This is a genomic window from Longimonas halophila (assembly GCF_002554705.1).
Lineage (GTDB): Bacteria > Bacteroidota > Rhodothermia > Rhodothermales > Salinibacteraceae > Longimonas > Longimonas halophila.
This window is the reverse complement of record NZ_PDEP01000013.1, coordinates 75,852-96,483: the sequence shown is the minus strand read 5'-3', so window position 1 is coordinate 96,483 and position 20,632 is coordinate 75,852. Positions and strand designations below refer to the sequence as shown.

Annotated in this window: 15 protein-coding genes and 1 pseudogene; 11 read left to right on the top strand and 5 right to left on the bottom strand. The window is 64.3% G+C overall.

Annotation, left to right across the window (positions count from 1 at the left end; genetic code table 11):
• Nucleotides 1-344: 344 nt before the first annotated feature.
• Nucleotides 345-2,423: a heavy metal translocating P-type ATPase gene (locus CRI93_RS12800; protein WP_098063031.1), complete on the top strand. Its 2,079-nt coding sequence runs from the start codon at nt 345-347 to the stop codon at nt 2,421-2,423.
• A gap of 6 nt (nt 2,424-2,429) precedes the next feature.
• Nucleotides 2,430-3,377, top strand: coding sequence for a class I SAM-dependent methyltransferase (locus CRI93_RS12795; protein ID WP_098063030.1), 948 nt, complete (start codon nt 2,430-2,432; stop codon nt 3,375-3,377).
• Here the strand turns inward: CRI93_RS12795 and CRI93_RS12790 are convergent.
• Entirely contained in the window at nt 3,288-4,631 is a 1,344-nt protein-coding gene (locus CRI93_RS12790; RefSeq protein WP_098063029.1) for a class I SAM-dependent methyltransferase, read from the bottom strand. The genes CRI93_RS12795 and CRI93_RS12790 overlap by 90 nt on opposite strands.
• A gap of 379 nt (nt 4,632-5,010) precedes the next feature.
• Between CRI93_RS12790 and CRI93_RS12785 the strand changes: the two genes are divergently transcribed.
• The 9 genes and pseudogenes from CRI93_RS12785 to CRI93_RS12735 all read left to right on the top strand — a co-directional run bounded on the left by CRI93_RS12785 (nt 5,011) and on the right by CRI93_RS12735 (nt 17,812).
• A complete protein-coding gene (locus CRI93_RS12785) occupies nt 5,011-5,925 on the top strand; it encodes a ferredoxin family protein (protein WP_141491706.1) in 915 nt (304 codons plus the stop codon).
• An 863-nt stretch (nt 5,926-6,788) separates the two neighbouring features.
• Nucleotides 6,789-8,078, top strand: a complete 1,290-nt coding sequence (locus tag CRI93_RS12775; RefSeq protein WP_176521867.1) for a TolC family protein — start codon at nt 6,789-6,791, stop codon at nt 8,076-8,078.
• Nucleotides 8,079-8,172: 94 nt separating this feature from the next.
• On the top strand, nt 8,173-9,477 hold the full coding sequence (locus tag CRI93_RS12770) for an efflux RND transporter periplasmic adaptor subunit (RefSeq protein ID WP_217992545.1): 1,305 nt from the start codon (nt 8,173-8,175) through the stop codon (nt 9,475-9,477).
• A 102-nt stretch (nt 9,478-9,579) separates the two neighbouring features.
• Nucleotides 9,580-12,789: an efflux RND transporter permease subunit gene (locus CRI93_RS12765; protein WP_098063025.1), complete on the top strand. Its 3,210-nt coding sequence runs from the start codon at nt 9,580-9,582 to the stop codon at nt 12,787-12,789.
• 50 nt (nt 12,790-12,839) lie between these two features.
• Nucleotides 12,840-13,175: a P-II family nitrogen regulator gene (locus tag CRI93_RS12760; protein WP_098063024.1), complete on the top strand. Its 336-nt coding sequence runs from the start codon at nt 12,840-12,842 to the stop codon at nt 13,173-13,175.
• Nucleotides 13,176-13,530: 355 nt separating this feature from the next.
• Nucleotides 13,531-13,932, top strand: coding sequence for an ArsR/SmtB family transcription factor (locus CRI93_RS12750; protein WP_245850518.1), 402 nt, complete (start codon nt 13,531-13,533; stop codon nt 13,930-13,932).
• Entirely contained in the window at nt 13,929-15,527 is a 1,599-nt protein-coding gene (locus CRI93_RS12745; protein ID WP_098063021.1) for a multicopper oxidase family protein, read from the top strand. The genes CRI93_RS12750 and CRI93_RS12745 overlap by 4 nt, the downstream gene beginning before the upstream one ends.
• Before the next feature lie 582 nt (nt 15,528-16,109).
• Nucleotides 16,110-16,865, top strand: a pseudogene (locus CRI93_RS12740) (S16 family serine protease); the annotation flags it as partial.
• A 53-nt stretch (nt 16,866-16,918) separates the two neighbouring features.
• Nucleotides 16,919-17,812 carry a universal stress protein gene (locus CRI93_RS12735; protein WP_098063019.1) on the top strand — a complete coding sequence of 298 codons (894 nt, stop codon included), beginning with the start codon at nt 16,919-16,921 and terminating at the stop codon, nt 17,810-17,812.
• A 10-nt stretch (nt 17,813-17,822) separates the two neighbouring features.
• Here CRI93_RS12735 and CRI93_RS12730 read toward each other — a convergent pair whose 3' ends face one another.
• From CRI93_RS12730 to CRI93_RS12715, 4 genes are all read right to left on the bottom strand, one after another.
• Nucleotides 17,823-18,185 carry a FluC/FEX family fluoride channel gene (locus CRI93_RS12730; RefSeq protein ID WP_098063018.1) on the bottom strand — a complete coding sequence of 121 codons (363 nt, stop codon included), beginning with the start codon at nt 18,183-18,185 and terminating at the stop codon, nt 17,823-17,825.
• A gap of 30 nt (nt 18,186-18,215) precedes the next feature.
• Entirely contained in the window at nt 18,216-18,644 is a 429-nt protein-coding gene (locus CRI93_RS12725; protein WP_176521866.1) for a FluC/FEX family fluoride channel, read from the bottom strand.
• Between the two features lie 393 nt (nt 18,645-19,037).
• Entirely contained in the window at nt 19,038-19,964 is a 927-nt protein-coding gene (locus tag CRI93_RS12720) for a hypothetical protein (protein ID WP_098063016.1), read from the bottom strand.
• Between the two features lie 71 nt (nt 19,965-20,035).
• A complete protein-coding gene (locus CRI93_RS12715) occupies nt 20,036-20,584 on the bottom strand; it encodes a hypothetical protein (RefSeq protein ID WP_098063015.1) in 549 nt (182 codons plus the stop codon).
• Nucleotides 20,585-20,632: the final 48 nt, after the last annotated feature.

The following is a 20,632-nucleotide window of genomic DNA, read 5'->3' as shown; positions in this document are numbered from 1 at the left end:
GTTCGGGGGCTGGCGGCGGCTTGCGAAGGAGTACGAGCGCCGGGCCGAGACGAGTGCCGCCATGGTCCGGCTCGCGTCACTACGATTAGCCCTTAGCCGCCTCTAACGGCATATCAAAACAGCTTCTAAGTAGCGGAGCATAGCACGTGGTGTGTTTAGGATGCTACAGTCAAACGTCAAAAGCGCACAACGACACGCATCACCCAAATATAACAGGCAACGAGGCAAGGTGCCACCGGCGGTGAATCGCGCTGTTGCAACGGACCACGAGCCGCGTATCCCCAAACACCCTAAAACGTGGTGCGTATCTTTGCATCCGTACTTAAACAGATGAATGAAGCGCTATGGAGCGTCGGGAGCTTGCCGTAGACGGTATGGATTGCGCAGGGTGCGCGCGCAGTGTCAAGGGGGCCATTGAGCAGGTACAGGGCGTACAAGAGGCGGATGTGCGCCTCATGGCAGGCAAGGTTGTCGTTACTGCCAACGCCAATGCCCAGCCGTGGCCTGCCGTATCCGATGCGATTGAGCGTGCCGGATATACAGTTGCAGATTCAGCCTCCGAGCCCAAAGAAAGCGCTGCTACGCAGACGCACACACGCCGATCCATGGGTGTGCTGGCAGCAGTCGCGGCCGCCGTGCTCGCCATGGCGGTGCTGGGGCACGGACTCGGCGTGTTTGCATGGATTGAGCGTGTGGTGCCGTGGCCACTTGGCGTTGCCGCTACCTTCGGACTGGGCTATCCGGTGTTCAAGAAGGTGGCGGTAGCGACTTTGAATCGGCGCATCATTGCGCATACGCTCATGGCGGTGGGCGTAGCGGCAGCGCTGGCGACGGGCGAGTGGGTCACCGCGCTTATCATCGTGATTTTTATGCGGCTGGGCGACTACGTGGAGTCGTTCACGACCGAACGCGCTCGCGATGCGCTGCGTACGCTGGTACACCAAACGCCGCAGCAGGCCCGCATAGAACGCGAATCGGGGACCGAGCAGGTGTCCATTGGTGAGGTGGTACCTGGCGATGTGGTGCAGGTGCGTCCGGGCGAGAAGATTCCCGTCGACGGCACCGTCCTCGAAGGGCATGCCACCATCGATCAGTCCGCCATTACCGGCGAGAGTATGCCTGTGGAGGCAATGCCGGGTGATTCTGTGTTCGCCGCTACCGTAGCTCATGGCGGACGCCTGCGCATCCGCGCCGAGGAGATCGGCGAGGACACGACGTTTGGCCGTGTGGTGCAGATGGTGGAAGAGGCGGAGGCGCACCGCGGACGCATGCAGCAGTGGGCCGATCAGTTTTCGGGCTACTATCTGCCATTCGTAGCGGCCGCCGCAGGCGCTACCTACCTGATTGGCGGCAGCATCATGGCCACGGTGGCCGTGCTGGTGGTGGCCTGCTCATGCGCCTTTGCGCTCGCAACACCGGTGGCCATGCTCGCAGCTATTGGCACCTCGGCCCGTCAGGGTGTGCTCATTAAGGGCGGTAAGTACATCGAGGCATTGGCGCAGGCAGATACGCTGCTCATCGACAAAACCGGCACGCTGACGCTGGGGGAGCCGCGCATCACCGATGTAATCAGCATAAACGGCATTACAGAGGCCGAACTGCTCCGTCTGGCGGCGGCTACCGAGCAGCACTCCGAGCATCCGCTGGGGGCTGCGGTACGTCGGGCAGCCACAGCGCGCGAACTGGATCTGCCGCCCCCGCACGACTTTGAGGCCGTGCCCGGGCGCGGCGTGCGGGCCACGGTCGATGGCACGACTGTAGCGGTGGGCAATGCTTCGTTTGTGGGCAACGCCCCCGGCATCTCCACCAATCGACCGGGACAGACGCCGCTGTATGTGTCGGTGGATGACGAGCTGGCGGGTGTCTTGTGGGCGGCGGATGCCGAGCGCGCCGGTGTGCAGTCGGCCCTGGACGCGCTGCGCAATCACTTCGACACCCTCGAAATCTTGACGGGCGATGCCGAGCAGACTGCCGAGGTCGTGGCCGAGCGCTTTGGACTCGCCTACCGCGCCGAGTTGCTTCCCGACGACAAGATCGCAGCGGTGCGTGCGCATCAAGACGCGGGGCGCACCGTGGTCATGGTGGGAGACGGCGTCAACGACGCTCCGGCGCTGGCGCAAGCCGACGTAGGCATTGCCATGGGTGCCGGCGGCACCGACGTTGCCATCGACGCCGCCCATATCGTACTGATGCGCGACGACTGGGCGCTGGTGCCTGCGGTGGTGCAAACGGCCACGCGTGCGCTGGGCGTTGTAAAAAGCAACCTTGTGCTCACTGCCGTCTACAATATGCTGGCACTGGGGGCTGCCTCGGTTGGCTACCTGCCGCCCGTGTTGGCTGCGGCCCTGCACTCCATTCCCGACCTGGGCATCCTGGCCAACTCCTCGCGCCTGCTCCGCCGCTCCTCCGTGACTGCCGACTGACCGCTTATGGCATCTGCTACGCACGCCGCATCTGCTACCAACCGAACCGCCAAACTCCGCCGCTACCTGCGCTTCGTTGATGACAACTTCGGCATCGACGAGTTGGCCCACGTATCCACCGATGCCGACGACACCGCCGACTACTACGAAGATAGCTACTGGGCGTACCACTTCGTCCACTCGAAAGAAGGCGCCATCCACATGGCGCTGAATCCGGGGGGCACGTTCGACCGGGCCGGATACTACGGACAGCCCTGCATCGTAGAGCGGGTCATGCGCGAAACCGGTGCGCACGATGTGCTCGAACTGGCCAGTGGACGCGGGTTCAGCAGTCGCTATTTGGCTGCGCAGCATCCTGAACGTGCATTCACGGGCATCGACCTGACGGCCAAGCACGTGCGCGCTGCCCGACGCGAGGCCCAGACCCAGCCCAACGTGTCGTTCCTGCAGGCGAACTTCCACGACCTGCCGTTTGCCGATGAATCCTTCGATCTGGTGTTCGTCGTCGAGAGCCTGTGCCACTCCGACAACCTCCCGCAAGCACTGCGTGAGGCCCACCGCGTGCTGCGTCCGGGCGGTCATTTTATTGTGATCGACGGGTTTCGTACGGGCGATGCGGAGGCCCACGGCAACGAATGGGCGACTGCGGCCACCCTGGTAGAGCGCTCCATGTCTGTTGACCGCTTCTTTGACCGCGACGACTTCCTCACATCCGCTGAACAAACCGGATTTACGTGCCGCACGCACAACGACCTGTCGCAGGCGATCTTGCCCACACTACGGCGCTACGAAGACCGCGCGCTGCAGTACTACGAAAGTCGCCTCATGAACACACTCTTCCGGTGGCTGCTGCCGCGCAACATGCTACAGAATGCCGTCGCCGGCGCCCTCATGCCGCTGACGATTGAACAAGGCATCCACAGCTACGACCGGATGACGCTGCAAAAGGGGTGAGGGCGTCACAGAGGGGGGCGCCGTATGGGTGTCGAGGATGGTGAGCGCGGGCACGGCCACGACAAACCGCGTGCCCTGAGCAGCCAGATCGTGCTGCTGCTTCACAATCTCGGGCGCGATATTCCACGGCAGAATGAGCACGTAGTCGGGCGGATCCTGCTGTAGCGCCTCGGGCGGACGAATCGGCAGGTGGCTGCCGGGTAGGTATTTGCCTTGCTTTGAGGGCGCCGCATCGCACACGAACGGGAGCAGGTCGGGCTTGATACCGGCGTAGTTGAGCAGCGTGTTGCCTTTCGCTGCGGCTCCGTACGCAGCCACGGTTTTGCCACTGCGTTTGGCTTCGATCAAAAAGCGAATCAGATTGTCTTTGATGCGGTCGGCCCGGCCCTGGAACGTCGCATATGTATCTGGCTCCTGAAGCCCGCGCTTCATCTCCTCGTCGAGGAGCGCCGCTACCGCATCGGTTGTGGAGCGCGGATCGTTGGCGTGGCAGGCGTACACACGCAGACTGCCCCCGTGCGTAGGCAGGCGCTCTACATCCCACACACGCAGGTCCGCTGCAGCCAGCACATGCTGCACCGCATAGAGCGACAGATACGAAAAGTGCTCGTGGTACACGGTATCGAACTGCCCGTGCTGAATCAGCGTCATAAGATGCTGAAATTCCAGCGTAACGGTGCCCCCCGGCGCAAGCGCAATGCGAAGCCCCGCACAGAAGTCGTTGATGTCGGGCACGTGTGCCAGCACGTTATTCGCGGCAATGAGGTCGGCTTTCGGGTAGGTCGCTGCAAGCTCCGTAGCCAGCTCGACCCCAAAGAAGTCCGACACGACGGGAATGCCCTGCTTGCGGGCCGCCTCCGCCGTGCAGGCGGTGGGCTCGACGCCCAGGCACGGAATTCCCGCCTCGCGAAAATTGCGCAGCAGGTAGCCGTCGTTGCAGGCTACCTCCAGGACGAAGTCGTCTTCAGTGAGCGCCAGCCGGTCGGTAATCATAGCTGCATAGCGCGCCGCATGGTTGAGCCAAGTTGACGAGGTGCTCGAAAAGTACGCGTAGTCATCGTCGAACATGGCATCGGGCGCGGCATAATCCTCCGTCTGCACCAGCCAGCAGTGCGTGCAGACGCGCGTGCGCAGTGGGTAGTAGGATTCGGGAGCGCGCAGGTCGGCCTCCGAAAGATATGCGTTGGAAAGCGGCGCGTGGCCCAGGTCTAAAAACGGCGTGGTCAGCGGCGCGTGGCAGTGGCGACAGGTCATGGGGGGCAACCAGTAAGGACAGAGACGCATCAACCAAGCCTGTTGGTAGCCCGACAGGCTCGTACGTCCAATATAGGTCAATGCGATACGAAGCACGCATACCATTGCGCATAGGGCCAATGGAGAAGCAGTGCATCGTCTATGCGCCAATACGGCATATCCCCGTAAAGATGAGGCGCACAGTGCAGTAGAGCGCTTTCGGATCGTATCCGGTCCCTATCGTTTGCGCGCAGAGGCTGCGCTGTGCCCGATTGCGTCGATGCATGAAGGCCTCTGGTAGCTGGAGCCAAGACGCCCTGCTTTGGTACAGATCGCCCGGCCGCCCCCACAGAACATCACGGTTGCCGTCAATTGCTCTCGTTCAACCTTTTACTGCGTTGTGGATACGCCCTTCTGCTCTCAGGTTGCCCGTGCAAAAACCAATGACATGGCGGGCACCGCTACCGAGGCCTCTTGCTGGCTGCTCATCGAAGACCCATCGCCATGGGCACGTAAGGCGGTGGAAGAAGCCGCGTGGTATCCCGACATCGCGAATACGGTGCAGCAATGGCGCACCGAAGTGCCCACCCTGCGCATTCAACTGATTCGCCGCGCCCTTACCACGTGGGATCGGCGCGGGGCCATCCGCTGCGTTGTGGTGCGCGCCGGAATCGACCCGGTGGTGCACACCCGCCGCGTATCTGACTACGCCGACGTGGCTGCGCTCAACGTCCCCAAACTGCTGCAGCGCGGCCCGTCGACGCTCCCCGAGGCCCCGCTCGTTCTCACCTGTACCAACGGGCGCCGCGATGCGTGCTGCGCCAAGTGGGGACGTCCGGTGGCCACGGCGGCCCGGCAGGCGCATCCTGAGGGCGCGTGGCAGACTTCGCACCTGGGCGGCCACCGGTTTGCACCCACGGCGCTGGTGCTACCCTCAGGCATGCACTACGGCTGGCTGGATGCGGAGGCCGTGCCCACGGTGGTTGCTGCGCACCAGGAGCGGACGGTCTACAGCCTATCGCACTGCCGCGGACGCGTGACGCAGAAGCGTCCGGTGCAGGCAGCGTGTGTCGCGCTCCGGAAGCGCCTACATTGCACCGCGCTTGATGACGGCATGGGGCAGATTGTAGCGCATCCGCACGAGTCGGTGTGGCAGGTGGCCGTGCAGATGCAAGGCCGCACGTACCGCGCCCAGGTGCAGGCCCAGCCGGGACCGGCGTTTCGACACAGCTGCCGGAGCGATACGCCGAAGCCGAGCACCGTATGGCAGGTGGCGTGGGAAGACGAGTCCCAACGCATTGACAGCCGGGCCTGATCATTACACTCGCTTTTAATAAACCCGTATCTCGCTCATAAGGTACATATAACAGCAGAAAGTCAAACTAAGTGATCTAAGATGCATCTATCACTACTGAACATGCGGACTCGCCTGAAGCCCCTTGTGTGGCTTCTACTTGCGGCTGTGATGTCATCGTTCAGTCCCCATCTTGCTCAGGGTATTGTTCTCTGCATTGGAGAAAATCATGTTGCCGTTGAGTCGGTTCAGTCTGCCCATCACGACAACCCGCTGAGTGAATACCGTACGCAAGCAAATGCGTTTGAATCGGGTGAGCTTCAACCCACCAATGTTCAGCACGTTAGTGACAATCGTACGTCCTGCACAGACGTCCCCATCTGGATGTCGCGGGCAGGCGACACGTGCCACCAAGCCATACAGGTAGATACACGAGGCGCAGATGCGCGCTTCGTAGTTCAATCCGTCCTCACGGTCGACCTGGATCCTCCCGCTCGTTCTACGCATACTGCCTTTTCTTCCGACGAGCCTGCCTCCTCTTCTCGTCATCCGCACAGCACCGTCGTGCTGCTAATATAGACGTTCTCTGATCGGCCACCCGTCTCGGTGGCTTCTGTCTATTTTCGATGCTGAGGGTAAGCTATATCTGTGTGGTACATTCGCACAGGTATAGACACTTCTCTGCAGAGGGTCTGTTGCGCCCCTTCGACTTGATTGGAGAGCTATCTATGTACCTGAGGTATATCTCGTCCTCATCTGTTTTTTTGACCGCTGTCTTCGTAGCGAGCTTTTTTGCCGGATGCACAGCCACACATGACACGGCCTGGCCCGAGCCGCGGCCCCTGGGTGGCGACACAACTGCTTATCAGCCTCCTCATGATGGTTTGCCTGATAATGATTCCGCTCGCGGCGTAGTATCTGAAGGCGTAAACCGAGAGGCCCTTCGCCCAACAACAGAGACTGCGGGCCGCTCACTGGTGTCCAGCGATACGCTCGCCCTACCGGATGCGCTCGCGCTGGCGCTACAAGAAAATCCGCGCCTCCAATCATTTGCCTGGGAGGTGCGCGCTCGCGAGGCCCAAGCCCTCCAAGCGGGACTCTATCCCAATCCGACGCTTTCTGCAGAAGCAGAGGACCTGCCCACTGGCGAGCCGCTGGGTGGTTTTTTAGGGGCCGAGCAGTCGGTGCGGTTGGGGATTCCGCTTGAGCTGTGGGGACGGCCCTGGAAACAGCGGGACGTGGCCGAGGCCGAGCGTGACCTGGCTGGTTGGGACTACGAAGCCGCCCGGCTGGACGTGACCACGCAGGCCACGAAGGCCTTTATCGGTGTCCTGGCCGCGCAGGAGCGCGTGCGGCTGACCGAGGAGCTTGTCCGCCTCTCCGAGGAAGTCTACCAGACAGTGAGCCGACAGGTGGAGGCCGGAGAGGTGAGTCCTGTGGAGCAGACGCGCACCCGGGTGCCGCTTTCGGAGGCGCGTATCCAACGCAGCCGCGCCCGACAGTCTCTGGAGTCCGCCCGTACGACGCTCGCCGGCACATGGGGGCGACCGGAAGCACCGCCTTTCGAGGCCGTCACGGGACCGTTTGGTCCGGTGCGCGCCCTTCCGCCGCTGAGCACGGTGCGACCGCTGGCCGCGCGCAACCCACAGGTGGCGCGTCAGGCCGCCAACATCCAGCAGGCCGAGGCGCAGCTTTCATTGGAGAAGGTGAGCCGGTATCCCGTGCCAGAAGTCACCGCGGGCTGGCAGCGCTTTGGCGGGCCGGGCACGGAGGCCTTTGCCGCGGGCATCGCGTTGCCCCTTCCGCTTTTCGACCGCAATCAGGGTGCCACCCAGCGCGCCCGGTACCGCTTGCAGCGCACGATTCAAGAACAGCGGGACGCCCGGGTCCGCGTCGACACAGCCCTCACGCGATCCTATCGGCAATTGGCTGCGGCCTACAGCGAGGTGCAGACAATCCGCAAGGAGACGCTACCGGCGGCTCGGTCCGCCTTCACGGCTATCCGTCAGGGCTATCGCGAGGGCAAGTTCGGCTACCTCGAAGTCCTCGACGCGCAGCGCACCCTCTTCGACGTGCAGCGCCAGGAGGTACGCGCCCTGAGCACCTATTACCAGCGACGTGCCGATGTCGAGCACCTCATTGCCACGCCGCTGGCGAAAGTGCCCGATGAATAAAGCCGCCTCATGCTCCCCGACGCTTTTATCCATTCCGCCCTCCCGTTTTGTCCGCACGCCGCGGCCTGCACTCCTCTTGACCTCGACCTACGCCATGATAAACACCATGCTTTCGACCAACGCTCGATTTCGCCTGTCCTCACCGCATGCGCTGCGCACGGCAGCCCTCCCACCTTTTCTGTTCGCCCTGTTGGTGGCGACGCTGCTGCTCACCGGCTGCGGCGGATCCGGCGACACTCCCCAGAACGCTGCCGCATCGAAAACGCAGCAATCGCAAGAGCAGCATGAGGAAGACGGGCACGCTGGCGAGGATGAGCACGCTGGCGAGGCCCGTGCCGTCGAACTGACGCCGGATCAGGTGCAGGCAATCGGCATCCGCGTGGACACGCTCCGGGCCGGCAGCGCCTCATCCGCGATCAGCCGCCCGGCGTCGGTCATGTTCGATCTCGACCGCATCGCCAACCAGGGGCCGCGCGTCGAGGGCAAGGTCCGCCGCGTGACCGTTGACCTGGGCGACCGCGTCGAGGCTGGCCAGACGCTCGCCATCATGAGCAGCGTGGAACTGGGGAAGGCGAAGGCTGAGTACCTGACCGCAAAAGCCCACCTGAACACGCGCCGACGGGCCTACGAGCGGGAGCAGCAGCTCTACGCCGACAGCATCTCCAGCGAAGCGGCGCTCCTCGAAGCCCAGGCCGCCTTTGAAGAGGCGCAGGCCAATCTCACGTCGGCCCGCGAGACGCTCCGGCTCTACGGCCTCTCGGAAGAAGAGGTAGAATCAGACGATGCCCACGGCGAGCTGCTCTCGCACTTTCATGTGCGCACGCCGATTGCGGGGGTCGTGCAGAAGCGCGATGCTTCACCCGGACAGACCCTCAACTCGCAGGACACGCCCTTCCACGTAGCCGATCCCTCGCGCATGTGGGTCATGATCGACGCCTACGAGCGGGACGCGGCCGTATTGCAGGCCGGGCAGCCCGTGTCGCTCACCGTGCGCAGCCAGCCGGGCCAGACCTTCGAAGGGCAAGTGGACTTCGTATCGTATCAACTGGACGAGGAGACGCGCACCATGCGCGTGCGGGCTGTCGTTGATAATGCCGATGGACAGCTCCGGGCCGGCATGTACGGGCAGGCCACCCTCCAGACCGACGCCACCGTGGAGCGCGCGCTCGTCTCCACCGATGCCGTGCAGACGATCGACGGCCAGCCGATGGTGTTCGTCCCGGGTGACCAGGAAGGGCACTTCCGCGCCGTCCGCGTCCGGACCGGTGAGGAGTCGCAGAGCGGCTTCGTCGAGATCTTGGCCGGGCTTCGGCCGGGCGATCGCGCTGTCACGCAGGGCGCCTTCGATCTGAAAGCCACGCTCACTGCAAGCGGTCGCAGCGCCGCCCACAGCCACTGATTGCGTGTAGGCGTGCGGGGGGTACGGTGGTACGTATCCACGACCCCGCCTCCGCATAACGACTCCCCATGCTCTCACACATCCATACCCCCATACGCAACCATGATCGATCGCATCATCAACGGCGCCCTTCGAAATCGCCTTATGGTCCTCGTGCTCATCGCTGGAATCGCCGGGGCGGGCTACTGGGCCTACACCGAGGTGCCCAATGACTCGTATCCCGACGTCTCGCCCACGCTCGTGCAGGTCTTTACCGTTAGCCCTGGCCTTTCGCCGGTCGACGTGGAGACGCAGATCAGCTACCCGATCGAGATCTCGATGTACGGCCTTCCAGAGCTGGAGCGTGTGCAGTCGACCTCCATCTTCGGACTCTCTCGGGTGAACGTATACTTTGAAGACGGGACCGACATCTACTTTGCCCGCCGCCTCGTCATGGAACGGCTCGGGCAGGCACGGGGGGAGATTCCCGACGGTCTTGGCAACCCGCAGCTTGGCCCACTCACGACCGGTCTGGGCAACATTTTAATGTATGAGGTCAAAAATGAGGAGGGCGCCGATCACTCGCTCACTGAACTGCGCACCGCCCAAGACTGGATCGTGAAGCCCCGACTGCGGACGGTGCCCGGAGTGACGGGCGTGCTCTCCATCGGCGGATTCGTGCGTCAGTACCAGGTGCAGCTCGACATGAACGAGCTCTTGGCCCGAAACCTCACTGTGGGCGACGTGCGCACTGCGCTCGGCGCTAACAACCGTAATGTGGGCGCCTCGTTTCTGGAACGCGGCGGCGAGGAGTACATCGTGCGCGGCTACGGCTGGATTCGCCCCGGCGAAGAGGGGCTGGACGACATCCGGAACATCGTCCTCAGAAGCCATGATGGGATGCCCGTGTATGTGAGCGACGTGGCGGAGGTCGCCTTCGGCCCCGAAATCCGGCGCGGGGCGCTCAAGGCCAGCCGGGACCTGCCGTCGGCCAATCAGGCCGCTTCGGCCGACACGAGCGGGACGTCGATGCGCGCGGTGGCGAGCGGCCCACAACGCGCAGGGCCTCCCCCCTCAGAAGGCGCAGTCGGCGGCTTCGTGCAGAAGCTCATCGGCACGAACACGCAGGCCGTGCTCGGTCGGGTCGAAGAGGAAATTACGGCGATCAACAATGCGCTGCCGGAGGGCATGACGCTCGTGTCCTTCTACTCGCAGGGCACGCTCGTCGAGAAGGCCGTCGGCACGGTGACCAGCTCACTGGCCTTCGGAGCCATGCTCGTGTTGCTCGTCCTCTATCTCTTCATGGGCGATGTGCGTTCGACGCTCATCATCGTCGCGACTGTGCCGCTCGCCTTCCTTGTGGCCTTCATCGGCCTGTGGGCCACGGGGCTTTCGGCGAACCTTATGACGCTCGGTGCGCTCGCGATCTCGATCGGAATGATTGGGGATGGCACCACCGTCGTCGTCGAGAACGTGTACCGGCTGCTGGAGGAGCGGAAGGACACGGAGAACGTCTCGATGGTGCGTTTGGTGGGCGAGGCGGCGCGCGAGGTCGGTCGGCCCGTCGTCTTTGCCAGCAGCATTATCATCATCGTCTTTCTGCCGCTCTTCACGTTACAGGGCGTCGAGGGCAAGCTCTTTACGCCCATGGCTTACACCATCACGTTTGCACTTCTGGGTGCGGTCGTCCTCGCGATCACGTTTGCGCCGGTGGCCAGCAGCTATCTCGTCTCGCCGAAACAGATTGCCAATGGCGAGCCCTGGTTGATCCGCTGGCTGAAGGCGCGCTTCCGCCCGCTGGCAAAGTGGGCCGTGGATCGTCCCAAAACAATTCTTGCCTCGGTGGGCGTGCTCTTCGTGGCCAGCCTCGCGCTCTTTCCGTTTCTGGGCACCGAGTTCGCCCCGACGCTCCGCGAGGGGACCTATGCCGTGCGGGCCGTCCTCCCGCCAGGAGCCAACCTGGAATCGACCGAGGCCTACACCGAGCGCATGCAGCAGGTCTTTCAGGAGTTTCCTGAAGTGGAAAGCGTCCATTCGCGCGTCGGCCGCGCCGAGGTGGGGGGCGACCCGGAGCCCGTCAACGTCGTCTTCAACGTCGTGAGCCTCAAACCGTTGGACGCCTGGTCGTCTGGACGGAATTACGAGGAACTGCAGACGGCGATGGCCGAGCGGCTGCAGGAGCAGGTGCCAGGCGTGGCGGCCAACTTCTCCCAGCCCATCCAGCTCCGTACCGATGAGCTCCTCAGCGGCGTGCGTGCGCAGGTGGTGGCGAGCCTCTATGGAGAGAATCTCGACACGCTCGCCACAAAAGCGCAGGAGATGGCCGAGGTCATCCGCACCGTGGAGGGCGCCGTCGACGTGCGCGCCCAGCAGCAGGGCGGCAAACCACAGGTGCTCGTCCGGCCCGACCGACAGGAACTCGCCCGCCTCGGCATTTCCGTCGATGACTTCCTGTCGACGGTGGAGACGGGGATTGGCGGATCGACGGCCGGGCAGGTCTTCGAGGGCATTCGGCGCTACGACGTCTTCGTGCGGCTGCAGGAAGAGGGGCGCGGCCAGATCGAGCAGGTGCGCCAGCTGCCGATCCGCACGGCGAAGGGGGCTGTCGTGCCGCTGGAGCAGGTCGCCGACGTCGAGGTCTTCACCGGGCCGAAGCAGATCTCGCGCAACAAGGCGAGCCGGCGCACCTACGTGCAGCTCAACGTCCGCGGGCGCGACATGGGCTCGGTCGTCGAAGAGATCCAAGAGAAGATCCAGGCCGAGGTCGACCTGCCGCCGGGCTACTTCACCGAGTACGGCGGGCAGTTCGAAAACCAGCGGCGCGCGATGCAGCGGCTCTACATCGTCGTGCCCATCACGCTGGGCCTCATCTTTCTGATGCTGTTTTCGACGTTTGGAAGTCTCAGCTACGCAACGCTCATCTTCCTGAACGTCCCGTTCGCGACGATCGGCGGCATCGTGGCCCTCTGGCTCGGCGGGCTGTACGTGTCCGTACCCGCGGCGGTGGGCTTCATCGCCGTCTTCGGCGTGGCCGTCCTGAACGGCGTCGTGCTCGTCAGCTACATCAACCAGCTGCGGGAGGAAGGGAAATCCATGCGCGAGGCGACCGTCCTCGGCGCGGAGCTGCGCCTGCGGCCGGTCCTCATGACAGCGCTCACGACGTCGCTCGGCCTCTTGCCGCTGCTCCTGGCCGATGCGATCGGCTCGAACGTGCAGCGCCCGCTCGCGGCGGTCGTCATCGGGGGACTCGTCACGTCGACGCTGCTGACCCTCTTCGTGCTGCCCAGCATCTACCCATGGTTCGCCGAGGATACGGCCGACGCCGCCATCTAAGCTGAAAACTGTTCCTCAATTATACATACGCCAAGCAAGCGAGAAAGCCCATGAAAGAGATCAAAGCCTTCGTTCGTCCGCATCAAGCCGATCACGTGATTGACGCGCTCGAAAGCAGCCCGGATTCGCCGGGCGTGACCGTGAGCGACGTGCGCGGCTTCGGCCATCCGAAAGGTGGCGGGCCCGCCCGGCTCACCGAGCGCACCAAGCTGGAGATCGTCGTGCCCGACGATCAGGTTGAGGACGTCCTCAGTGCGATCATCGAGCACGCCCGCACAGGACGGTTCGGGGACGGGAAGATCTTCGTGTCCGACGTGGCGGACGCGGTGCGCATCCGGACCGGTGAGCGCGGCGCAGCAGCCGTGCGATTTCCGGAAGAGGCGTAACAGCAGGCGATGATCCGGAAAACGACGAGGGGAGAAAATGAACGTCCACTTTGACATCCCGGACTTTGACATCACGGAGCTGTTGCCCGGCCTGCCGAATGCCGGGAATGCCTGCTCCCACCGCCTGACGGGCCGCCTAGTGTCCGAGGAGGACGTCAAAAGCGCGCACGTCGTTGAAGGGAAGAGCCCGCGAGGAGGATGCCTGCGAAAGCCCGCGAAGGCGGCGCGCCGGTTCAGCTCTGCATCCACTACGGAGCAACGGTAGTTTTGCTGTCTTGCATCCACCGGGCAGCTTAGTGGAACTGTCCTGTCGTCGCATCATTACAGCGATTGATGAAATAATGATTTGAATGCGATGATGACGAACAACACCTTTCTCTCTGCTGACGCGCGGGCCATAGACCTGAAAGCGAAGCTCTTCCGTGGCTTTGCCGATCCCTCACGGCTCTCCATCGTGGAGGCGCTCCGCGAGGGGGCGCTTACGGTTGGGGAGATCGCCGAGGAGGCGGGGCTTAGCCTGTCGAACACCTCGAATCACCTGCGCTGCCTGGCCGAATGCGGCCTCGTGCGAAGCGAACGCGACGGACGTTACGTGCGCTACGAACTGAGCGACGAGCGCGTGGCGGGCCTTGTCGCCCTGGCGGAGGAGCTTCCCGCCGACATCGCCGGCGGCGTCTACGCCTGCACCCGGTACGACTCGGGTGGGACTGACGAAACCGACGCTCCCCAAACCAAAACGCAGAAGGAAACCGCATGAGCGACTCGAAAGACACCAAGCATGCGCTTGACCGCCGCAGATTTCTTCGCACGGGGACGGCCGCGCTGGCCGGGCTGGGCCTCGGCACGGCGGGGCTTTCGCTCGTAGGCTGCGAAAGCGGCAGGACGGAGGCCGCTGGCAGCGTCGCGGCTCCCGCCCGAGGCACGCCCGACGGCGGCCCCATGCAGGCGATGCGCCTCGTGGCCGAGCCGGTCGAGGTGGAGGTTGGCCCCGGGCGCGTGTGGCGCACCTGGGGCTACGGCGGGCAGTACCCCGGTCCGGAGATCCGCGTGAGGGAAGGCGAGCGCCTGCGCGTCACCGTCGAGAACCGCCTGCCCGATGGGGCCGGCACCACGGTCCACTGGCACGGCGTCCCGGTGCCCAACGCGGTGGACGGCGTGCCGGGCCTGACGCAGGAGCCGATCCCACCGGGGGAGACTTTTGTCTACGAGTACGAGGCCGCGCCGGCGGGCACGTACATGTACCACTCGCATGTCGGATTGCAACTCGATCGTGGCCTTATCGGCCCATTGATCATTGAAGAACGGACGCCCCACGTCTCGTACGATCGCGAGTACACCGTCATGCTCGACGATTTTCTGCCGGGCGCGCCTCAGCCGCTGGAGGTGCTGGCCGCGAGTGGGCAGCGAGGCGGCATGATGGACCGGGGCCGTGGTGATCGCCGTGGCCGGCGCGGCGATAGAGGAGACAGAGGTGAAGGCGGGCGACGAGAGGGCTGGTGGCGAGGTGACCGGCACCGTCGCGGCGGCATGATGGGCGGCGGAAAGGGGGGCATCGTGCCGCCCTACGAAGGGCTGATGATCAACGGCCACCTTCCCGAAGACCCGGCCGTCTTCGACGTGAAAGAGGGCGAGCGCGTGCGGCTGCGCCTCATCAACCCCAGCAGCGCCACGACCTATCACCTCGCCCTGGCCGGGCACCGGCTGACGGTGACGCACGCCGACGGGCAGCCCGTCGAACCCGTCGAGGTGGACTCGCTCCTGATCGGCATGGGCGAGCGCTATGACGTGGTTGTCGAGGCGACCCAGCCCGGCGCGCACACGCTGCTGGCCCGCACTGTCGAGGGCGACGCCCCGCCCGCCCGCGCCATTTTGCGCTACCAGGGCAGCCGCCAAAACCGGCCGCCGGAAGGCCAGGTGCCGGAGGGCCTGCGCGGCGGGCGCCGCTTACGGTACGCCGACCTGCAATCGGCCCGGCCGCTGCCACAGCCCCTCGCAGACGGCGGCGTCCCGGACCGGACGTTCGACCTGCGACTCTCCGGCGGCATGATGATGTCGCGGGGCGAGTGGTTTATCGACGGGCAGCGCTACCCCGACGCCGACCCGCTCGAGATCCGCGAAGGCGAGCGCGTGCGGGTGAACATGCGCAACATGAGCATGATGCTCCACCCGATGCACCTGCACGGACACTTCTTCCGCACGGGCGGCATCCTCAAGGACACGGTGCTCTTGGAGCCGCACATGGGCCGGGCCTCGTTCGACTTCGTGGCGGACAACCCCGGCCGGTGGTTTTTCCACTGCCACAACCTCTACCACCTGCACGCTGGGATGGCCCGCGAGGTGCGCTACGTTTGAATGGGCGGGAGCGCCCCCAGGTGAGGCCGCTTCCCGCTGCGAACTGTGAATGCTGACTGTGATGTACGCCACTCGCGCTGTCAGAGAAGGAAAGGAGTTGGCACAGAAGGCGGCCGAAGACGACTGGCAACCTCATCTCGACGAGGAGCAGGCCGAGGTGCTCTTTTGCGAAGGCCTCTGGCACTCGGTCATGCCGGGGGTATGGCTGCGCGTGGCGGTAGTGCGCCGCTCGGAAGAGAACGCCACCGGGCAGAAGAAGCAGCGCACTTCGCGTCTGGAGGCCTTCTTCACGAGCATGCTCGGACTTGATGCCGACGGGATCCTTCAGGAGTATCGCGGCCGGTGGTCGATTGAGATTCTCATCCGCGAGGCGCGTGAGCATTATGGGCTGGGACAAGACCGCTGCTGCAAGTATGAACGCATCGCCGGGATGAACGGCTTCCGTATGCTCTTGGGAGCGTGCCAGGTGCTGTGGTTCGCCCGAGAGATCGAGAGGCACGAGGAAGTAGCTTTGCGTCCGTACCAGTCTTGGTATGAGCAAAAGCTCAAGCCGAGCCTCCATGACATCGCTTGGGCGGTGCGCTCTACATCGACACCGACGACGCCGTGGTCGGGCAGATTAACGGACTGGCCGTGCTGCAGCAGAGCGGCTTTGCCTTTGGGCGTCCGAATCGCATCACCGCACGGGTGCGGCTGGGCAAGGGCGATATTGTGGACATTGAGCGCGAAACCGCACTGGGCGGGCCGCTCCACGCGAAGGGCGTGCTCGTGCTGTCGGGCTTCCTGAGCGGACGCTATGCGCCCGAGCAGCCCTTATCGATGCAGGCCAGCCTCGTATTCGAGCAGTCCTATGGCGGCATTGACGGCGACAGCGCCTCCTCCGCCGAGCTCTACGCCCTCATGTCGGCGCTGGCCGAGGTGCCCATCAAGCAGTCATTGGCCGTTACCGGCTCGGTGAATCAGCACGGCATGGTGCAGCCCATTGGCGGCGTGAACGAAAAAATCGAGGGCTTCTTCGAGGTGTGCCAGCGTCGCGGACTTACGGGTGAGCAGGGCGTGCTCATCCCCCAAAGCAATGTGCCACACCTGATGCTCCGCCAAGAGGTTGTCGATGCCGTAGCGGCAGGCAACTTCCACGTGTATCCCGTCGAAACCATCGACGAGGGCATCGCACGGCTTACCGGGCAGCCCGCGGGCACGCGCGGTGAGGACGGCACGTACCCCGCCGACAGCGTAAACGGGAAGGTCGAGGAGCGGCTTCTCACCTTTGCTCGGCAGCGCCAGCAGTTTGGCATCAATGGCACGGCAGATGCGCAGGCCGCAGCATCCACCGAGTAAGAGGCGGCCTACCGCGCTCGTTCGTTTCTTGAAGCAACCCCCTTGTTTGTGCTATGTCGCTGCTACGCCACGCGGTAGTCGGACTCGATGGCTCGCGCACCAGCGAGTCCGCGCTCACGGTAACGCTGCATCTGGTGCAGCCGGGACTGGGGCGCGTAACCGGATGCTATGTCGAAGACGCCTCGCTGCGCCGGGCTGCGCGCCTGGGGTCTACGCGTGCTGTGCCAGCGGGCCGCGGCACCGCAGTGCCACTGTCGACGCGCCATGTGGAGCGCTCCTTCCAGGACACCACCGACTATGTGCGCTGGCGCCTGAATGAGCTGGCGCACACGTATAGCGTAGATGCCGAGTTGCAATCGGTCGAGGGGCGCGCGGCGTCTGCATTACTTGAGGCCGAGCGCACCGCCGACCTCGTTGCGGTGGGGATGCAAGGCACCACGAACGACCACAGGTATCGGCTCGGCCACACGCCGCTGGCGCTCATCCGCGAGGCCAAGTGCTCGCTGCTGATGAGTCCGCGCCACGTTCCTGGGCTCAATCACGTAACCGTGTACTTTTCCGAGGGCTCTGATGGGGCGGCGGCGGCGCTTCAGTGGGCCACCTATGCATCCTATGCGCTGCATGTACGCCGCGTGCGTGTCCTGCTGCCTGCTGCCGATGACGCGGCCTATGCCAGGCAGCGCGAGTCGCTCCGCCAGCTGCGCCCCGCCGCCGACGTGCTGTGGCAGCCGGTGCGATGCACGCCGCTCGCGGCGCAGCGTCCGGGCACGGCCCTGCACCGCGCGCTGGACGGATTGGTGGTGGCGCCCCTCAGCTTTGTGCGAGACGACGTCGCATCGGTGCGGGCATTTCTGCATGAACTCCAGCAGCCGCTTTTGCTCGCTCGCCAGCCTGACGTATCCTCCCAACAACGACCGCAGATCGGGATGTCGGCGGTGATGCAGTAGGCGGGCGGATCTACAGCATGAGCGCAAGACCGAGCGCGGCAGCTGCAGTGCCGAGCAGAGTGCTGCCCAGCGTGTAGCCCAGCAGCAGACGCCAGCGGCCCTTGCGCAAGAGCGTGGCCGACTCGACCATCCAGGTGGAAAACGTGGTGTAGGCGCCTAAAAATCCGGTGCTTAGCACCAGATGCCAACCGGACGGAAGCATTCCCGAAAGCGCGGCCCCGGCCACGAGTCCGGCCCCAAACGCGCCCAGCACGTTGGCAACCAGTGTGCCGCCGAGGCTGGTGGACTGGTACTGCTGCATCCACACGCTGGTGGCGTAGCGGGCTACGGCGCCGAAGGCTGCAGCACAGGCGAGCGCAAGGGGGAGGAGCATACTGGAAAAGCGTATATCGGATACGAGGGGTTACGACGTGTGCGCGTTGAGGAGGCGTTCGGCAGTGGCCAGCCCCAACCCGGCGGCGAGCAGGCCCACAAGCAGGCTGGCAGCCACGTATCCGAGCGCGGCGGCCTGGGCTCCGGCATCGGCCAGATGCACGGCGTCGAGCGCATAGGTGGAGAACGTGGTGAACGCCCCCATGAGTCCGGTCGTGAGGGCGTAGCGCACCAGGCGATGCTCGGGATAGGTGTGCACGAGCCAGCGTCCACCTGCGCCAAGCACGAAGGCGCCCACAACGTTGATCGTGAGAATGACATACGGCACCTGCCCGGGCGTGTAGGGAAACGCCAGCACAAGACCATGGCGCAGCAGTCCGCCCACCGCGCCTCCTACGGCTACCGCGCTGGCAATGGTGGCGTGCAAACGAAGCCAGCGGCGGCGGGTGGGGGAGAGCACAACATAGATCGATGCAGAGAGCAACCAGCGGGTTGACGGTCTTTACGAGCCGAACTGGTCTGCGTTCGCGACGACTCCTGGAATTGAGCGGGGGATGCACATCGCACGGCGGAGACAGAATAGACGCACCTCCTCGTGTATCGCACCAATCATCTTTCGGTGGACCTGCAGACGGCCTGGACGAGGCAGAGCCCCTGCTAACTTAGCCCCAGATACCGCCCGGGACGTCCGCTCCGCTCCCAGTCCCGGGCTACAAGTCACTGAACACGTACAGGGCAAGAGTCTTGCGACGAGCGGGTTGGATGGGACCCACTTTTGTGGACCTTGCACCTCTCCTACCGCGCCAAGCAGCATCACCGTCTCAGTCAGTCGGTTACGTCACGCCGCTCCGAGTCACCACAGCGTGAGGGCCATGCCCAGGCTGGCCGAGAAGCGCACGCCATCGCCCGCGTGCCCGGTAAGGTCAACCAGGGCCGGACTAAACACCAGCGGCACGCGCTCGAACGGCGTCACCGAGAGGCCGAGGGCCAGATCCTGGCCGGTCCAGTTCGCCACAACATGCATGGCCGGATGCACCCGTGCGGCTACGCTGCCAAAGGCATTGAGTCCGTCGGCACGCTGTTGAAACTGGCGTTCGGGCAAAAAACGATCGTTGCCGATGCCTGCGCTCACAATGAACGCCGTGGTGTGCCAGTGATTCGGCCGCAGCACGTGCGACACGACAGCATAGCGACTGCTGCCGCCATCGGTCCCGTCGGTGTGCCACATGTTTTCGTGGCCGATAGCCACCGCCCAGCGCGATCCGAACTGGCGGTGCAGCTTCCAGCTTAGCGCCATATCTTCGCCGAGATCAGTGTAGGTATCGAGCATCGTCAACGTCATATCGAGGCCGACCCAGCGCTGCGGATCACCGAGTCCGGCCCCCCCGCTGATCACGCCGTCCTGCCAGTTGGCATAGCGAATACGATGCTGAAAGTGCACCCCGCCATAGATCTGTCCGAGGCGCGCCCCAAACGCAGTGGGCGTGTTTAGCGTGATGCCCGGCACCGGATGCAGATCACGAGGAGGCGCAGCACGAGGCGCGGGCAGGGCCAGCGCCGCCCGGGCCTTGGCCACCGCGTCATCGGTGGTGTCGGGGACAGCCGTGTAAACCGCCGCCTGTGGAGCAACGCGGTCCGTTGCATCCGAAAGAAATGGTGTAAGGTCCGCACCCCCCAGCACAGACCCCACACCAAAGAGAAACCAGTATAGAAGCATAAGAATGAGTATCGTTTGCCGCCCGTAGAAGAAAAGCGTGAGGCAGTGGACGAGGCGTTGCATCCCAGTACAGGTTAGGTAGTCAGGGGGATGCGAAAGCGCTTGCCCGGTGCGCTCATGCAGATGCAGAGCCGTCAGGGGGCTGCTTGAGTGAGGGCTGCCAAGGCGTGCCGAAGGGCCAAAAATGAAGGCGCCGGGTCAGTCACAAACGTTGGGGCGGCTGCCGCAACGGCTGCGTTGTAAGCGTCAAGACTGGTCTGGAGAGCCTCGGGCTCCACCCGGTTCTTAGCGGTGAGTCCGCTCAGCGCATCAATGAGCGCCTCAGCTTCGGCAGCGGGCAGGCCGCGCGTGGTCCACTCGCTGTGGAGGTCGGCTTTGAGTTCGGGCAGCGCATGGGTCTGCATCAGCAGGGCGCGGGCGTTGGGCGCAGCGGCGAACGCATCGGCGACTGCAGGCGCAATGCTTGGCGCTGTTGCATCAGACGAGAGCGTGTTGAGCGCGGTGGCGCGTTCGTTGAGTTGCGCGCGTGCCTCGGGTGTGGCCCAAGCATTGGCGCTGCCCTGAAAGAGCGCTCCGGCAATGTCACTGCCTCCGCCTACGCAGTCGCTACAGGTGCTCTGAGCAGCGGCGGGGCTCGCCAGGAGCAGGGTGAACAGCCCAACAAAGAGAAAACGAAGTGTCATAGCAGCAGGCGCTGTAGGGGCGCACAGAATCGTGAGGAAAGCGGTATA